Raw genomic sequence first — 15,228 nt, forward strand, 5'->3', positions numbered from 1 at the left:
GTCAGCCGGGGTGGGCCGCCGGCCGGGGCCGCGACGCCGGCGACTGGCGGTGGGGCGACTGGATCAGCAGCTCGCGGAGGACGCGGCGGCCCTTCTCGTCCAGTCCGGCGACGAACCGCTCGTGGTCGGCGGGGACCGCGGCCCCCGCGAAGGCGACGAGGTTGACGTAGCGCTTCACCAGATGGGGATCCGGCTGGAACAGCTCGGCGTAGCGCGAGAGGGGACGCCGGGAGACTTGCCGGGCCTGTTCCAGCACGCCTGTCGGGGACACCCGCGGACCGGCGTCGGCCCCGACGATGAGCCGGGCTATCACGCCGAGTGACGCATGCAGGTCTTCGGCGCACAGGTAACCGAACTGGTCGCAGGTGTACTTCGAGCAGCGCCAGTAGGGAAGCATCCAGGGCATGACGAACGTCAGCCACCTCAGGTAGTCGAGAACGACCACGGAGAGGGTCAGCCGCCCGTGCCGGGCCTTGAGCCAGCCGATGTAATGGCCCAGCAGGAAACGCAGGGACGCGGGCCCGTCATCCTGAAGGGCGGCCGCCAATTCCCCTTTGATGAGGAGCACCCGCGTCCCGAGCAGGCTGGTCACTTCCATATTGCCTTTGACGTCGTCGAGGATGTAGACGTCGACGGGCCGGTGGTAGTCGAGTCTCCGTCGGAGCTCGGCGATTTCCGCGTGGATCTCCGGGAAACTGTCGGGTGTCACCTTGATCGCCTGGCCGAGAAGCCGCGCTTTCCGCATGCGGTGGAAGAGCCACTCGGAACCGATGACGAAGAGGATCGCCAGGAGGAGGAACAGAAGGCCTGTACCGCCCCCCGGCGCCATCGCGATGACCAGGGCGATGAAGAACGCGATCCACACGGTGCCCACGGCCACGACGAGCCGGGCGCGTTCATGCGGATGTCGTGCGAGCGAATACCGGATATGCGGCTGGGCATCCGGGACAAAGGGATGGGCCATGATTCCTCAGCTCCCTCCGTCCCATTCTCCTCCTGACGTGCCCGTTTCGCCTGCGGAGGGGGGGCGAGGGCGGCGCCGCGCCCGGTGGGTCAGCGGGTGTTGGTGACCGGCTGGGGGGCCTGTTGGGGGGCCGTGGCCCGGGCCGGGCCCGCGTTTGCTGCCAGCAGGAGGGTCGCGACGGCGACCACGGCGGCGGCGAAGCCTCTGGCGTACCGCTCGGCGGTGCGTGTGCGTTCGAGCACGGCGACCTCGCAACAGGGGCGGCGACTATGACGGGAGCGTATTAAGCGAGTCCGACACTGCGGCTTAACACTCCGTTTAACCTAGGGGCTGTCCAGGCCGAACGGCAAGAGGCACAGGGGGAGTTGGCGTGGGGGAACGTGACGATCCGGGGACCATCGGCCGCCGGGTGCAGCGGTTGCGTACCGAACGCGGGCTGACCCAGCGGCAGTTGGCGGAGCCCGTGTACACCCCCGCCTACATCTCCACCCTGGAGTCCGGCCGGGTGCGCCCTTCCGACGACGCCCTGCGGCATCTCGCCGAGCGGCTCGGCGTCGCCTTCGACGAACTCGCCAGCGGGCACTCGGCGCGGCTCGTCACCGAGCTGCGGCTGCGGCTGACCGAGGCGCAGCGCACCCTCGCCGTCGGCGAGGCCGAGGCCGCGGCGGAGCAGTACGCCGGGCTGCTCGCCGAGGCCGAGACGCACGGCCTGGCCGCCGAGCAGGCCGCCGCGCTGCTCGGCCTCGGCGAGTGCGCCCTGGAGACGGGCGAACTGCCGGCGGGCCGGCGGTACTTCGAACGGGCCGAGGCCTGCCTGGCCGGCGCGCCCCTGCCCGCCCGGGTCCCCGCGCTGCGCGGCCGGGCCGTCGCGCACTACCTCGCCGGGGAACTCCGGTACGCCGTCTACCTGCTGGAGAGCACGCTCGACGAGCTGAACCGGGGCGGCCTGCACGACCCGGACGCCCTGCTGCTGCTCTACGCCAGCGCCATCGGCCCGTACATGGACATGGGCGCGCACGCCCGCGCCGCCCAGGCGGCCGAGTTCGCCCTCGCGCTCGCCCCGCAGTCCGGCGACCCCGCCCTGGTCGCCCGGATGCACCGGTCCGTCGCCCGCACCCTGGTCGCCGAGGGCCGCCTCGCCGAGGCCGACGCCTCGCTGGCCAAGGCGGCCGAACTGTACCGGGGCCTGCAACTGCGCACCGAACTCGCCAACTGCCACTGGATGCGCGGCTACGTCTACGCCCAGGACGGGCAACTGGAGCGCGCCGAGGAGGAGTTACGCCGGGCCCTCGGGATGCTGTCGGACAAGCGCGCCGCCCTGTACAGCAGCCAGGTCGCCGTGGAGCTGGCCGACGTGCTGCACCGGCGCGGCAGGTCCGACGAGGCCGCGGCCCTGCTGCACGACGTCCTCGGGCACCTGTCCCCCGAGCGCGGAGCCGTCCACTCCGCCGCCGCGCACCGGCTGCTCGGCATCATCGCCGAGGACGCCCGCCGCACCGAGGACGCCGAGGAGCACTACGTCCGCGCCCTGAGCCTGCTGGAGCGGGCGGGCGCGGCCGGGGACCTGGCCGACCTGTGCCGGCTGCTGGGCGACCTGCTGCGGCGCACCGGACGGGTGGAGGCGGCCCTGGACGCCTACCGGACGGGCCTGGGGCACCGTACGGCCCCCGGCACCACCACCCTCGGACCCGCGCCCGCACAGCCTCCTCTGTGAGGAAGCAACGGCGGCGCACAGCCGTGCGGGTTAGCCTCCTGCGGGGATGTGAACGATCAGGGCGGGGCGCGTGGAGAACCAACGGACGGTGGCCGACGGCATACGGCTGGGCCTGCGCGCCCTGGTGTACGCCGTCCTCGGGGGCGCCGCGCTGATCGCCGTCGTGACGGTGGTGTCGGTGCTCGGGCCGATGGTCGCGCTCGACCTGTACACCCCGCCCGTCGCGGCCTGGTGGACGGTGTTCACCGCGATCGCCGTCCAGGGCGTGCCCTTCCTGCTGCTGGGCACGGTCGTGTCGGCGGCGATCGGGGCGTTCGTGCCCGAGCGGGTCTTCACCCGGCTGCTGCCCCGCCGCGAGGTGCTCGCCGTGCCGGTCGCGGGAGCGGCGGGCGTCGTGCTGCCCGGCTGCGAGTGCGCGTCCGTGCCCGTGGCGGGCAGCCTGATGCGGCGGGGCGTCGCCCCGGCCGCCGCGCTCGCCTTCCTGCTGTCGGCGCCCGCCATCAACCCCGTCGTTCTGGTGGCGACCTCGGTCGCCTTCCCCGGGCAGCCGGAGATGGTCCTCGGCCGACTGGCCGCCTCGCTCGCCACGGCCGTGGTGATGGGCTGGCTGTGGGCGCGGTTCGGGCGGGAGGAGTGGCTGCGGCCGCCGAAGCGGAGCGGCGCGCACGCGCCGGGCGGCGGGCCGCGGGCCTTCGTCGCCGGGCTCCAGCACGACTTCCTGCACGCGGGCGGCTTCCTGGTGGTCGGCGCGGCGGCCGCGGCGACCTTCGCCATCGTCGTGCCGCGGTCGCTGCTGGAGGTGTTCACCGGATCGGCCTGGCTGTCGGTGCTGCTGCTCGCCCTGCTGGCGGTCGTGCTGTGCGTGTGCAGCGAGGCCGACGCGTTCGTGGCGGCGTCGCTGAGCGGCTTCTCGCCGACCGCGCGGCTGGCGTTCATGGTGGTCGGGCCGATGGTGGACCTGAAGCTGATCGCGCTCCAGACGGGCACGTTCGGCCGGGCCTTCGCGGTGCGGTTCTCGGCCGCGACCTGGGTGGTGGCGGTGGGCAGCAGCGTCCTGGTGGGGTGGTGGCTGCTGTGAGGCACTACGGACCGGCCGTACTGCTCACGCTCGTCGGGGCGGCGATCCTGCGGGTGTCGGCCTTCAGCGAGCTGTACCTGCGGTATGTGCAGGCGGGGTTGCGGCCGTATCTGGTGGTGTCGGGGGTGGTGCTGGTGCTGCTGGGCGTGGTGGTGGCGGTCCTGGCGCGAGCGGCCTGGGAGCGGGACGGCCACGACGACGTCCAGGGGGGCGACGACCACGACCAGGGCGGCGACGGCCGCGACCAGGGCGGCGACGACCAGGATCTCGGCCACGGTCATGAGCACGGCCCCGCCGGCCCCCGGGTCGCCTGGCTGCTCACCCTCCCCGCCCTGGCCCTGCTGCTCTTCCCACCGCCCGCCCTCGGCTCCTACAGCGCGCAGCGCGAGGCGGACCAGCGGGCGGCCCAGGGCGTCGGCACCTTCCCGGCGCTGCCCACCGGGGACCCGGTCGACCTCAGCCTCGGGGAGTTCGGCTCCCGGGCGGTCTACGACAGCGGCCGCTCCCTCGACGGGCGCACGATCCGGCTCACCGGCTTCGTCACCCAGGACGGCGACGGCACCTGGTACGTCACGCGCCTCCTCGTCTCCTGCTGCGCCGCCGACGCGTCGACCGCCAGGGCCGAGGTGCGCGGCGCCGACGCCCCGCCCGTCGACACCTGGGTCACGGTCACCGGCACGTGGCGTCCCGAGGGGGCGCTGGGCTCGGACGCCGCCTGGCCGCCGGTCGTCGACGCCACGTCCGTGCGGCAGGTGGCGCAGCCGGACAACCCGTACGAGAAGCGCTGACGCCGGACCCCGCCGCGAGGGCCGCGCTGGGGTTTCGCCCTACCCGCCTCGGGTAGTCGGGGCACGATTCCGGGAGGGCTCCGGGAGGGCTCGGAGCACGGTCGGGGCGGGCACCTGGTGCGGAGCGTGCGGAGTCGGCGCCGGGAGCCGGGAAGCCGGAACCGGGCCCGGTTCCTCGCGGCACCGGTCGTCCGCGGCGCCGGTCGTCAACGGGCGCGGTCGTCCACGGGGGCGGTCGTCCGCGGGGCTGTCGTGCCGGTCCGTCGTCGCCCCGGCCAAAGGGGCCCGCCCCGGAAGTCCGTCAAGCGTGCAGGCCGCGATGATCAGAGGAGGCGGTGGTCGTGCGCCCCAGGGACGATCTCGGAGGCGCCTCCGGCGGTGACCCCGGCGGTGACGCCGGTGGCCGCCGCGCCGGGGGCGGTGACCTGGACCTGGACGGGGCCCGGGCCGCCGACGCGATCGCCCGGGGCGTGCGCGGGGCCGAGCCGGCAGAGGTGCCGGGGCGGCTGTGCGAGGTGGCGGTCGACCTGCTGCCGGTGACCGGCGCCAGCGTGTCGCTGCGCAGCGACGGCATGCCCGTACGGCTGAGCGCGAGCAGCGAGCACGCCGCGCACTTGGCGGAGATCCAGGCGACCCTGGGCGACGGCCCCTGCCAGAGCGCGCTGGCGGCGGGGGAGCCCGTGCTGGCCTGCGACCTGACCAGGGGCCGGGACGCCGGACGCTGGCCCGTCTTCGCCCAGCAGGCCACGGCGGCCGGGGTACGGGCGGTGTACGCGGTGCCGCTGGGCAGCGACGCGGTGTGCGTGGGGACGCTCGACCTCTACCGCGACCGCCCGGGCGGCCTCACCGACCGCCAGTTGCACGTGGCGCTGCTCGTGGCCGGTGTCATGACGGTGGCCCTGATGGCGCTGCCCCGCGAGGCCGAGGCCGAGGCGCAGGGCGGGGAGGCGTGGCTGAGCGGTCTGGCCGCGGACCACCACGAGGTCTACCAGGCCGTCGGCATGATCATGGCGCAGCTCGGCGTCGGCGCCGACGACGCCCTGGCGCGGCTGCGGGGCGACGCCTTCGCGCGCGGGCGTACGGCGCTGGACGTGGCGCGCGACGTGATCGCCCACCGCAGGAGCTTCGACCGGGACTGACGAAGGGCCGGGGCACGTCAGATCTGTGCCCGCCCCTGTCTGCCGATCTCCACGAGCCGCTGTGTCCCGAGTTCCACGGCCTGCTGGGTGACCTCCGCGTACACCTCGTCGAGACCGCCGTGGGTGAGGACGATGGCCTCCTCGCCGACGCGCACGGCGGCGAGGTCCATGGTCAGGTACGTCAGCTCCCCCTCCTCCGTCTCGCCGGCCAGCGTCACCCGCAGGGCCTGGCGGGCGTCCCCCAGCGGCGGCAGCGGCAGGTCGCGGACCTCCACGCCCTGGACCCCGCCGCGGGTCGTCGAGGCCGTGAACTGGCCGCACCTGCCCGGCAGCGACTTCAGCCACTCCAGGGTGCGGTCCACGTCCGCCGGCGGGTGCGCGGCGACCTGGTAGCGCACCTGGGCGTCGGTCTCGGCGTCGTCGAACGCCGAGGTCGCGTGCGGGCCCTGCGGGACGCCGAACAGCTCCTCCGTGTACAGGGCGTCGAGCAGCCGCTGGCACTCCCCGTCCTCCGTGGTCGCCTTGAGCAGACCGTCCCGCCAGGTCCGGGCGCCCCGCGTCGGCCCCCACGGCTCCCCCAGATCGGCCTCGGTGATCAGCGCCGCCCGGGCCTGCGCCTCGGTGAGGGCGGCCCCCGGCCCGGCGGGCTGCTCGACGGCGGGCGAGGCGGCGGAGGCCGAGGCGGAGAACCAGCGCGGCCGCGGCTCGTCCTCGACGGAGCAGCCGGCCGTGGCCAGCAGGGCGGTCACGGACAGCGCGGAGGCCAGGAGGGCACGGGCGGCGGCCGGCGGGTGGGACATCGGGGTGCCTCCTGGTGGGGCGGGCCCGGTGGGAGCGGGCGGGCCAAGATCGGGTACTGCTCTTACGGCACCACCACGACCGCCCGCCCACCAGCGCGACGGGCCGTCCGGGTGAGGCCCCGGCGCGGCGACGCCACGGCGACCGCACGGGAACGGAAAATCCGTCGCCCGATGCCGACGCGGCCGCGCGGGGACGGAAAACCCGTCGCGCCGATGCCGACGCCGCCGCGCGGGGACGGAAAACCCGTCGCGCCGACGCCGCCGCACGGAACGGAAACCCGTCGCACCGACGCCGACGCCGCAGCTCGGGGCGAAAACGCGTCGCCCCGGCCCCGCTCCCCCTGCTACGGTCCCACCCATGAAGCGCGCCCAGTCGTTCCCGTCTCTCACGACGACGCCGGAGAGTGTCCCGGCGCGCTGACAGCTGACCTGAGTGTCCGAAGCCCCGGGGCGAGTGCCCCGGGGCTTCGTCGCGTGGTGCTCGTCCCAACCCTGGAGGAGCCACCATGCACGACCACCGCCGACTCGGCCGTGAACTGGACCTGTTCGACACCGACCCGCTGATGGGCGCGGGGCTGCCGTACTGGCTGCCCGACGGCGCGCTCGTGCGGCACACCCTGGAGGAGTACATCCGGGAGGCGGAGCGGCGGGCCGGCTACCGGCACGTGTACTCGCCCGTCCTCGGCAAACGCGAGCTGTACGAGATCTCCGGCCACTGGGACCACTACGGCGACGACATGTTCCCGCCGATGCAGCTGGGCTCCGAACAGGTCCTGCTGCGCCCCAGCCTCTGCCCCCACCACGCCCTGATCTACCGCTCCCGTTCCCGCAGCTACCGCGAACTCCCCCTGCGCATGGCCGAGCTGGGCGGCATGTACCGCTCGGAGCTGTCCGGCGTGCTCGGCGGACTGACCCGGGTGCGGGCCATCACCCTCAACGACGCGCACATCTTCTGCACCCTGGAGCAGGCCGTCGAGGAGGCGCGGGCCGCGCTGGAGCTGATCGGCCGGGCCTACGCCGACCTGGGCATCAGCGCGTTCCGCCACCGCCTGTCGCTGCCCGGCGAGGGCGGCAAGTACGTGGCCGACCCGGAGCTGTGGCGGCGGGCCACCGCGCTGCTCCGGGAGGTCCTGGACGGCTCGGGCATCCCCTACGAGGCCGCCGAGGGCGAGGCGGCCTTCTACGGCCCGAAGATCGACGTGCAGATCACCGACCCGGCCGGGCGGGAGGCGACCCTGTCCACCGTCCAGATCGACTTCCACCAGCCGGAGCGCTTCGACCTGCACTACATCGGCGCCGACGGGGCGAAGCACCGCCCGGTGATGGTGCACCGCAGCGTCATCGGCAGCGTGGAACGCGCGGTCGCCCACCTCATCGAGGCGCACGGCGGCGCGTTCCCACCGTGGCTGTCCCCCGTACAGCTGGTCGTGCTGCCGGTCGGGGAGGAGCAGGCCGGGTCCGCCCACGCCCTCGCGGACCGGGCCCGGGAGCTCGGTCTGCGGGCCGAGGTCGCCGGGCCCGAGCAGGGCACCCTCGCTGCCCGGATCCGCGCGGCCCGGCTGGTCCCCTACCAGGCGGTGATCGGCGGGCGCGAGGCCGAGGCCGGGCTCGTGGCACCGCGCCTGCGGGACGGCCGCCGGCCGGACGCACTGCCCGCCGGGGAACTGCTGCGGCGCATCGCGGACCGGGTGTCGGCACGCGGCCCCGGCCTCTGGGAACCGGCGTAGGACGGGCGCCGGGCCGGGGTCAGCGCGGGGCGCCCGGGAGGCCGGGGGCGGCGCGGGGCGTCCGGGAGGCCCGGCATAGGACGGGCGGCGGGCCGGGGTCGCCGCGGGGCGTTCGGGAAGCCGAGTCAGCGTGAGGCGTCCAGGAGGCCGGGCAGCGCCGGGCGTCCGGGAGGCCGGGGGTCGGCGCCGGGCGGCCAGAGGTCAGTCAGCGCGGGGCGTCCGGGAGACCGGGTCAGCGCGGGGCGTCCGGGAGGCCGGGGTCGGCGTCGGGCGGCCGGGTGGCTCGGGTCGGCGTCGGGCGGCCGGCAGGACACGTCAGCGCCGGGCGCCCAGGAGGCCGGGTCAGCGCGGGGCGTTCAGCAGGTCGGCGATCTGTTCGTGCAGTTCGTGTGGCAGGTCGAACGTCCAGCGTCCGGCCGCCTCGCCGGCCAGGTCCCGGCTCCAGCGCCAGCTGTGGCGCGCGGCCGTACGCACCTCCTGCTCGCGCGCGGCGGCCGTGGTGGAGACGTAGCGGTCGCGGTCGGCGGCCGGCAGGTCCTGCTCCAGGGCGCGGCTGGGCGTGAGCCAGTGGGCGGTGCTGCCGCGCAGCAGGCGGCAGAGCTGGAGCTGCAGCGGGGCGACGACGGTGTGCAGCCCCGCGTGGGCGCGGGCGATCTCGCCGCGGGCCAGGAGGTGGGCGACCATCAGCGTCCAGTTGGCCAGTTCGTCGGTGAGCTGCCGGGCGGTGGACGCCGGCTCGGGCGGGCGGAACTCGGCCAGCTGCCGGGCGGCCCGCGTCAGCCGTCCGGTGCGGTCGAGCAGGACGGCGTCGTCGGGCTTGGGCAGGTGCACCTGGCCCTGCCAGGTGGGGACTTCGTCGATGCCGGGCCCGGCGGGGGTGAGGTGGAACTCGCCGCGCATGAGGTCGTCGAAGACGACGGCGAGGATGCCGTACATGTTGGTGTACGCGAGCCGGAGGGGCGCGAGCTGCTCCAGGAAGGCGCGGCCGTCGAAGCCGTCGGCCTGGTCGTCCTGGATGTACAGGTACGCCTCGATGTCGGAGTGGGCGTCGGCCTCGCCGAGGGTCCACGAGCCGTAGAGGAGGACGCCTTCCAGTCGGGGATCGGCGTGGGCGAGCTCGCGCAGGCGGTCGATGCGGTCGTCGAGGGTGGGGGAGGCGGAGGGCATGGGCGCGATGCTAGGCAAGGTGCTTCCGAAACGCAGCTGATTTCCCGTCAGGCCGCCGTCCAGGGGCGGAGCTTGTCGGGGTTGAGGACGGCCCAGATGCGGGTGATGCGGTCGCCCGCGACGTCGAACGCCAGCACCGACACGGTGACGCCGTCCTTCCGGGCCATCAGGCCGGGCTGGCCGTTGACCGCGCACTCCTGGAGCGTCACGCCGGGGACCGCGCGGGCCCGGTCGACGAAGAAGCGCGCGATCTGCTCGGCGCCCTCGACCGGGTGGAGCGCGGCCGTGGCGAGTCCGCCGCCGTCGCCGGTCGCGGTGGCGTCGGGGGCCAGCAGGCCGATGAGGCCGTCGATGTCCTGGGCCTCCCAGGCCTGCCGGAAGGAGCGGACGAGGCCGGCCCGGTCGGCCGCCGGGGGCGCGGGAGGCCGGGCCGCGCGCACGCGGCGGCGGGCCGAGGAGGCGAGCTGGCGGCAGGCGGCCGGGGTGCGGCCGACGATCTCGGCGACCTCGGCGAAGGAGTAGCGGAACACGTCGTGCAGGACGAACGCGACCCGCTCGGCCGGGGTCATCGACTCGAGCACGACGAGGAAGGCCATGCTGACGGACTCGTCGAGCGTGACGCGGTCGGCGGGATCGGCCGGGTCGGCCGGGGTGCCGCCCCACCGCCCGCTGACCCACTCGGTGCGGCTGGGCAGCGGCTCCGGGACCCATGCGCCCACGTACCGCTCGCGTCTGGCCCGGGCCGAGCCCAGCAGGTCGAGGCAGACGCGGCCGGCGACGGTCGTCAGCCAGGCGCCGGGGGAGTCGATGGCGTCCCGCTGCCCCGGGGTCAGGGCGTACCAGCGGGCGTAGGTCTCCTGCACGACGTCCTCGGCCTCGGCGAGCGAGCCGAGCAGCCGGTACGCGAGGTTGAGCAGCTTCCGCCGCTCGCGGGTGATCGCGCTCAGGTCGTCTGCGGGTCCGGACGGTGTGCTCATGGTGCGGCTGGCTCCCTCGGTCGCGCGGGTCCTCACCTCTTCGACGGGACAGCGCCCCGGAATGTGAGGCCGGACCGCGCCGCCTCACATTTTCCGGGGCTGTGTCGTCGTACCGCAGAGACCCGCACCAGGCCTTCCCTTCCAGGAGACACCACCATGACGACCACGAGCACACTCGGCGAACTGACCGGCGACTACGTCCTCGACCCCGCCCGCACCCGCATCGGTTTCGTGGCGCGGGCCCTGCTCGTCAGCAAGGTGCGCGGCACGTTCGGCGCGTTCGAGGGCGGCGGGCGGCTGGACGGCGACGACCCGTCGAGGTCCGCCGTGCGGCTCGCGATCCGCGCGGAGAGCATCCGGACCGGCAATGACAAGCGGGACGACCATCTGCGCGGGGGCGACTTCCTCGACGCGGCCGTCCACCCGGCCCTCACCTTCGCCTCGACCCGGGTGGAGCGGGCCGGCGCGACGGGCTTCAGGGTCACCGGTGACCTGACCGTCCGCGGCGTGACCCGCCCGGTCACCGTGGACGTCGAACTGACGGGCTCGGGGAACGACCCGCAGGGCGCCTTCCGGGTCGGTTTCACCGGCCGGGCGACCATCGACCGCGACGACTGGGGCGTGAGCGGGGCCCGGGGCATGGTCGGCCGGAAGGTGGCGCTGGAACTCGACATCGCGGCGATACGGCGGCCCTGAGCAGCCTTACGGCGGCCCTGAGCACCCATACGGCAGCCCTGAGCAGCCTTGGCGGGGCACCTTGCGCCACCGGGGGCGTCGTCCGCGCGCCTCCCGGTCGTAAGGTCGCTGGTACGGCCCCCGCCCGGGGAGAGCCGCAGCGGAAGGAGTCCTCGCCGTGACGGACGGTCAGCGCATCCCGGTGGTCATCGACTGCGACACCGGCGTCGACGACGCCCTCGCCCTGCTGTTCGCCGTCCGGCACCCGGCGCTGGACGTGCGCGCGATCACCTGCGTGGCCGGGAACACGGACGTGGAGGGCGTCGTCCGCAACACCCTGACCGTGCTGGAGCAGGCCGGCGCCCCCGACATCCCGGTCGCCCGGGGCGCCGAGCGGCCGCTGATCGAGGCGCCCCGCTCGGCGCGGCACGTGCACGGCCACGACGGCATGGGGGACCTGGGGCTGCCGGCCCCGGCCCGCAGGCCCGCCGACGTGGACGCGGTGACGCTGCTGCGCCGCGAGATCCTCGCCTCCCCGCGCCCGGTCACCCTCATCCCCACCGCGCCCCTCACCAACATCGCGCTGCTGCTGCGCACCCACCCGGAGGTGGTGCGCAACATCGAGCGGATCGTGTTCATGGGCGGCGCGGCGGCGGCCGGGAACGCCTCGCCCGTCGCGGAGTTCAACGTGTGGCACGACCCGGAGGCGGCGGCGATCCTGCTCACCGCCGGGGTACCGATCACCATGTACGGGCTGGACGTGTTCACCCGGGTCGTCGTCCCGGCGGCGGACGTGCGCAGGCTGCGTGCGAGCGCCGAGCCGGGCGCGCGGCTGGCCGGCGACCTGCTCGCGCACCGCCCGGCGCACCCGGGCAGCCGCCCCGACGACCCCGAGGAGACGGCCGGCGGCCTCGGTGACGCGGGCGCGGTCTGCGCGGTCGCCGACCCCGAGGGCCTGACCACCCACCGCCTCCCCGTCGAGGTCTCCCTCGCCCCGGGCCCCACCCGCGGCATGACGATCGTCGACCGCCGCCCCCGCCCCGGCGAGTCCGAGATCCACGAGGGCACCCGCGAACAGCCGCTGGTGGACGTGGGGCTGGACGTGGACGTGGAGCGTTACGTGAAGCTGTACCTGTCGACGGTCGAGGCCGGCTGACCGCGAGCGGCACACGGACGGCCGCCCCGTCGTCCTCGGGGGAGGACGACGGGGCGGCCGTTCACACGTGGGGTGACCCGGGTTTCTAGGCGTTGCCGCGCTTCGCCGCGCGTCGACGGGTCACGACCAGCATCGCCGCGCCGCCCGCGAGCAGGGCCGCCGCGCCGAGGGCGATCGGGCCGGTGCTGCTGTTGGCGCCGGTCTCGGCGAGGTCGCCGCCACCGCCGTTCGGCTTGGGCGCCGGGGGCGAGGTCGACTCGGAGGCGGACGGCGTGGGCGTGTCCGTGCCGGAGGACGGCGGCGTCGAGGGCTCGGCCGGCTCGGACGGGGAGGCCGGCGGGGTGGTCTCCTCGGCCGGCTCGGAGGGGCTGGCGGGCGGCGTGGAGGCGGGCGGCTCCTCCTCCGCCGGCGGCGGGGTCTGGGTGCAGTCCTTGGTGCCGCCGTTCCAGGCCGCGATCAGCTTGTCCTTGATGACCGGGCGGTCCGGGCCCTTGGGCAGCTCGCCGTGCTCGAAGCCGTCCTTCGCGTCGAGTTCACCGTCGAACTTCACCGCGCCCCGGTAGAGGTCGATCTGCCCGAAGCAGCCCTTGTCCGGGATGGCGATGTCGAGCGAGTCGGTGCCGCCCGGCTTGACCGTCACCGTGTCGAAGTCGACGAAGACCTGCTCGCCGGAGGTCGCGAAGGTCGCGCCGTGCGCCAGGTAGGAGGCGAGGGAGGCCGTGCAGGTGGCCGCGTCACCGGCGGTGCGGACCTTGATGTGGACCTTGCCGTCCTCGGTCGGCTTCAGGTTCTGGTCGTCGACCTTGACCGAGTCCTGGAACGTCGTGCCGTCGAGCGAGAACTGGCAGCGGTCCGTCCCCGTCTCCGTGCCCGCGCCCGTCCCGGGCTTGTAGCTGCCGCCGGACGACCAGCCGTCGCCGCCGGGCGCACCGTGCGCGAACGCGGTGGTGGCGGAGGCGGCGCAGAGGGCGAGGGCCGCGGCGCCCGTCCCCAACAGGCGGCGCGCGGTGACACGTCTCGCTATGGACATGCGTATCCCATTTCTTGGCGTGTACAGGAACCCCGGGTGACGGCATGCGGGCAGCGCGCGGCGCACGGCTGCCGGGGCCGCACCGGGGGTGAGTGGTCTGAGAAACACTGGGCTCATTGGTCACATGCGCCACAGTGAGCCCCCATCGTGGCGGGGCGGCAGCACGCTGTCAACCTGCGGGAATGCAAAGAGAGTTGCCTCTCCATCACACTTCCATCACGTCGGGAACGGCTTGCTCCGCTCGGTCCGGTGGTTCCTTTTTCCGCCAATCTGGACAGGTTTCCTGCTGTCGTCCTATGCACGGAAGAGGAGACCGCGTGACCGATCGCTCCACCCTCGACCTGTCGTCCCGGGATCCCGACTGGTGGCGCCAGGCCGTCGTCTACCAGATCTATCCCCGCAGCTTCGCCGACGCCGACGGGGACGGCCTCGGTGACCTGCGCGGCATCACCCGCCGCCTCACCCACCTCTCCGCCCTGGGCGTGGACGCCCTGTGGCTGAGCCCCTTCTACCCGTCCGAGCTGGCCGACGGCGGCTACGACGTCGCCGACCCGCGCGGCGTCGACCCGCGCCTCGGCACGCTCGACGACTTCGACGCCCTGGTCGCCGAGGCCCACCGCCTCGGCCTGAAGGTCATCGTCGACATCGTGCCCAACCACTCCTCCCACCAGCACGCCTGGTTCCAGGAGGCCCTGCGCTCCGGCCCCGGCTCGGCCGCCCGCGACCGGTACGTCTTCCGGGACGGCCGCGGCGAGCACGGCGAACTCCCGCCCACCGACTGGCAGTCCGTCTTCGGCGGCAGCGCCTGGAAACGCGTGCCCGACGGGCAGTGGTACCTGCACCTGTTCGCCCCCGAGCAGCCCGACCTCAACTGGGAGAACCAGGAGGTCCGCGCCGACTACCGCACCACCCTGCGCTTCTGGTCCGACCGGGGCGTCGACGGCTTCCGCGTCGACGTGGCCCACGCCCTCGTCAAGGACCTGAGCGAACCGCTGCGCGACCTCGGCGCGCCCGAGCTGAGCCGAGAGGAGGCGCTCACCGCGATGCCGCCCGGCACGCACCCCTTCTACGACCGCGACGACGTGCACGAGATCTACCGCGACTGGCGCAAGATCCTCGACGCCTACCGCCCGCCCCGCATGGCGGTCGCCGAGGCGTGGGTGCCCGGGGCGCGGCGCGCCCTGTACGCCCGTCCGGACGAACTGGGGCAGGCCTTCAACTTCGAGTACCTGGAGGCCGGCTGGGACGCCGACGAGCTGCGGCAGGTCATCACCGACTCGCTCGCCACCGCCCGGGCGGCCGGCGCCTCGGCCACCTGGGTGCTCTCCAACCACGACGTGATCCGGCACGCCTCCCGCCTGATGCTCCCGCCGGACACCGACCTCAACGCCTGGCTGCTGTCCGGCGGCCACGCCCCGGCCGTGGACGAGGCGGCGGGGCTGCGCCGCGCCCGGGCCGCCACGCTGCTGATGCTGGCGCTGCCCGGCTCGGCCTACGTCTACCAGGGCGAGGAACTCGGCCTGCCCGAGGTCGCCGACCTGCCCACCGAGGTGCTCCAGGACCCGATCTGGGAGCAGACGGGCCACGTCCGCAAGGGCCGCGACGGCTGCCGGGTGCCACTGCCGTGGACGGCGACCGGACCGTCGTACGGCTTCGGGCCCGGGGGCGCCTGGCTGCCCCAGCCGCCCGGCTTCGCCGCCCACGCCGTCGAGGCGCAGGACGGCGTCGAGGGCTCGACCCTGGAGCTGTACCGCACGGCCCTCAGGCTGCGCCGCAAGCTGCTCGACGGTGAGGAGCTGACCTGGGCGGCGGACGCCCCGGACGGCGTGCTCCAGTTCGACCGCTGGGAGGGCTGGCGGTGCGTGACGAACCTGTCCGGTGCGCCGGTCCGCCTGCCGGCCGGTGAGGTGCTGCTGAGCAGCGCCCCCCTGGAGGACGGTCTGCTCGGGCCGGACACGACGGTGTGGCTGGGACGGTAGCGGCCACGCTCGTGTGCGGCGGCGTCGTGGCTGG

At 74.7% G+C, this 15,228-nt stretch carries 14 protein-coding genes; 8 read left to right on the top strand and 6 right to left on the bottom strand.

What is annotated here, in order from left to right; translation table 11 throughout:
* Window position 1 precedes the first annotated feature (1 nt).
* Complete coding sequence (locus ABZ386_RS32540) at window positions 2-964, bottom strand: hypothetical protein (RefSeq protein WP_356615979.1); 963 nt, start codon at window positions 962-964, stop codon at window positions 2-4.
* A gap of 89 nt (window positions 965-1,053) precedes the next feature.
* Window positions 1,054-1,206: a hypothetical protein gene (locus tag ABZ386_RS32545; protein WP_351340196.1), complete on the bottom strand. Its 153-nt coding sequence runs from the start codon at window positions 1,204-1,206 to the stop codon at window positions 1,054-1,056.
* Window positions 1,207-1,334: 128 nt separating this feature from the next.
* Between ABZ386_RS32545 and ABZ386_RS32550 the strand changes: the two genes are divergently transcribed.
* The 4 genes from ABZ386_RS32550 to ABZ386_RS32565 all read left to right on the top strand — a co-directional run bounded on the left by ABZ386_RS32550 (window position 1,335) and on the right by ABZ386_RS32565 (window position 5,683).
* Window positions 1,335-2,678 carry a tetratricopeptide repeat protein gene (locus ABZ386_RS32550; RefSeq protein ID WP_356520748.1) on the top strand — a complete coding sequence of 448 codons (1,344 nt, stop codon included), beginning with the start codon at window positions 1,335-1,337 and terminating at the stop codon, window positions 2,676-2,678.
* Window positions 2,679-2,748: 70 nt separating this feature from the next.
* Window positions 2,749-3,756 carry a permease gene (locus ABZ386_RS32555; protein ID WP_351340194.1) on the top strand — a complete coding sequence of 336 codons (1,008 nt, stop codon included), beginning with the start codon at window positions 2,749-2,751 and terminating at the stop codon, window positions 3,754-3,756.
* Entirely contained in the window at window positions 3,753-4,544 is a 792-nt protein-coding gene (locus tag ABZ386_RS32560; RefSeq protein ID WP_358967140.1) for a TIGR03943 family protein, read from the top strand. Before ABZ386_RS32555 ends, ABZ386_RS32560 begins: the two co-directional genes overlap by 4 nt.
* Window positions 4,545-4,969: 425 nt before the next feature.
* Window positions 4,970-5,683: a GAF and ANTAR domain-containing protein gene (locus ABZ386_RS32565; protein WP_358967244.1), complete on the top strand. Its 714-nt coding sequence runs from the start codon at window positions 4,970-4,972 to the stop codon at window positions 5,681-5,683.
* A gap of 17 nt (window positions 5,684-5,700) precedes the next feature.
* Here ABZ386_RS32565 and ABZ386_RS32570 read toward each other — a convergent pair whose 3' ends face one another.
* Window positions 5,701-6,483: a hypothetical protein gene (locus ABZ386_RS32570; protein WP_351340188.1), complete on the bottom strand. Its 783-nt coding sequence runs from the start codon at window positions 6,481-6,483 to the stop codon at window positions 5,701-5,703.
* A 506-nt stretch (window positions 6,484-6,989) separates the two neighbouring features.
* On the opposite strand from ABZ386_RS32570, the gene thrS reads away from it, so the two are divergent.
* Window positions 6,990-8,210 carry a threonine--tRNA ligase gene (thrS, locus tag ABZ386_RS32575; protein ID WP_351340186.1) on the top strand — a complete coding sequence of 407 codons (1,221 nt, stop codon included), beginning with the start codon at window positions 6,990-6,992 and terminating at the stop codon, window positions 8,208-8,210.
* 342 nt (window positions 8,211-8,552) lie between these two features.
* Here the strand turns inward: thrS and ABZ386_RS32580 are convergent, their stop codons facing one another.
* Window positions 8,553-9,377, bottom strand: coding sequence for a nucleotidyltransferase domain-containing protein (locus tag ABZ386_RS32580; RefSeq protein ID WP_358967142.1), 825 nt, complete (start codon window positions 9,375-9,377; stop codon window positions 8,553-8,555).
* 47 nt (window positions 9,378-9,424) lie between these two features.
* Window positions 9,425-10,354, bottom strand: a complete 930-nt coding sequence (sigJ, locus tag ABZ386_RS32585; RefSeq protein ID WP_355717057.1) for an RNA polymerase sigma factor SigJ — start codon at window positions 10,352-10,354, stop codon at window positions 9,425-9,427.
* Between the two features lie 156 nt (window positions 10,355-10,510).
* Here sigJ and ABZ386_RS32590 point away from each other — a divergent pair, with 156 nt between their 5' ends.
* Entirely contained in the window at window positions 10,511-11,050 is a 540-nt protein-coding gene (locus tag ABZ386_RS32590) for a YceI family protein (protein WP_351340180.1), read from the top strand.
* A 157-nt stretch (window positions 11,051-11,207) separates the two neighbouring features.
* A complete protein-coding gene (locus ABZ386_RS32595) occupies window positions 11,208-12,185 on the top strand; it encodes a nucleoside hydrolase (protein WP_358967145.1) in 978 nt (325 codons plus the stop codon).
* Window positions 12,186-12,270: 85 nt separating this feature from the next.
* On the opposite strand, the gene ABZ386_RS32600 is transcribed toward ABZ386_RS32595, so the two are convergent.
* Window positions 12,271-13,215, bottom strand: a complete 945-nt coding sequence (locus ABZ386_RS32600) for an LAETG motif-containing sortase-dependent surface protein (RefSeq protein WP_351340174.1) — start codon at window positions 13,213-13,215, stop codon at window positions 12,271-12,273.
* A gap of 296 nt (window positions 13,216-13,511) precedes the next feature.
* Here ABZ386_RS32600 and ABZ386_RS32605 point away from each other — a divergent pair, with 296 nt between their 5' ends.
* The gene (locus ABZ386_RS32605; protein WP_356669663.1) at window positions 13,512-15,194 is read left to right on the top strand and encodes a glycoside hydrolase family 13 protein; all 1,683 of its coding nucleotides are present in this window, start codon (window positions 13,512-13,514) and stop codon (window positions 15,192-15,194) included.
* Window positions 15,195-15,228: the final 34 nt, after the last annotated feature.

Origin of the sequence: Streptomyces sp. NPDC006140, from assembly GCF_040628815.1 — a bacterium.
Lineage (GTDB): Bacteria > Actinomycetota > Actinomycetes > Streptomycetales > Streptomycetaceae > Streptomyces.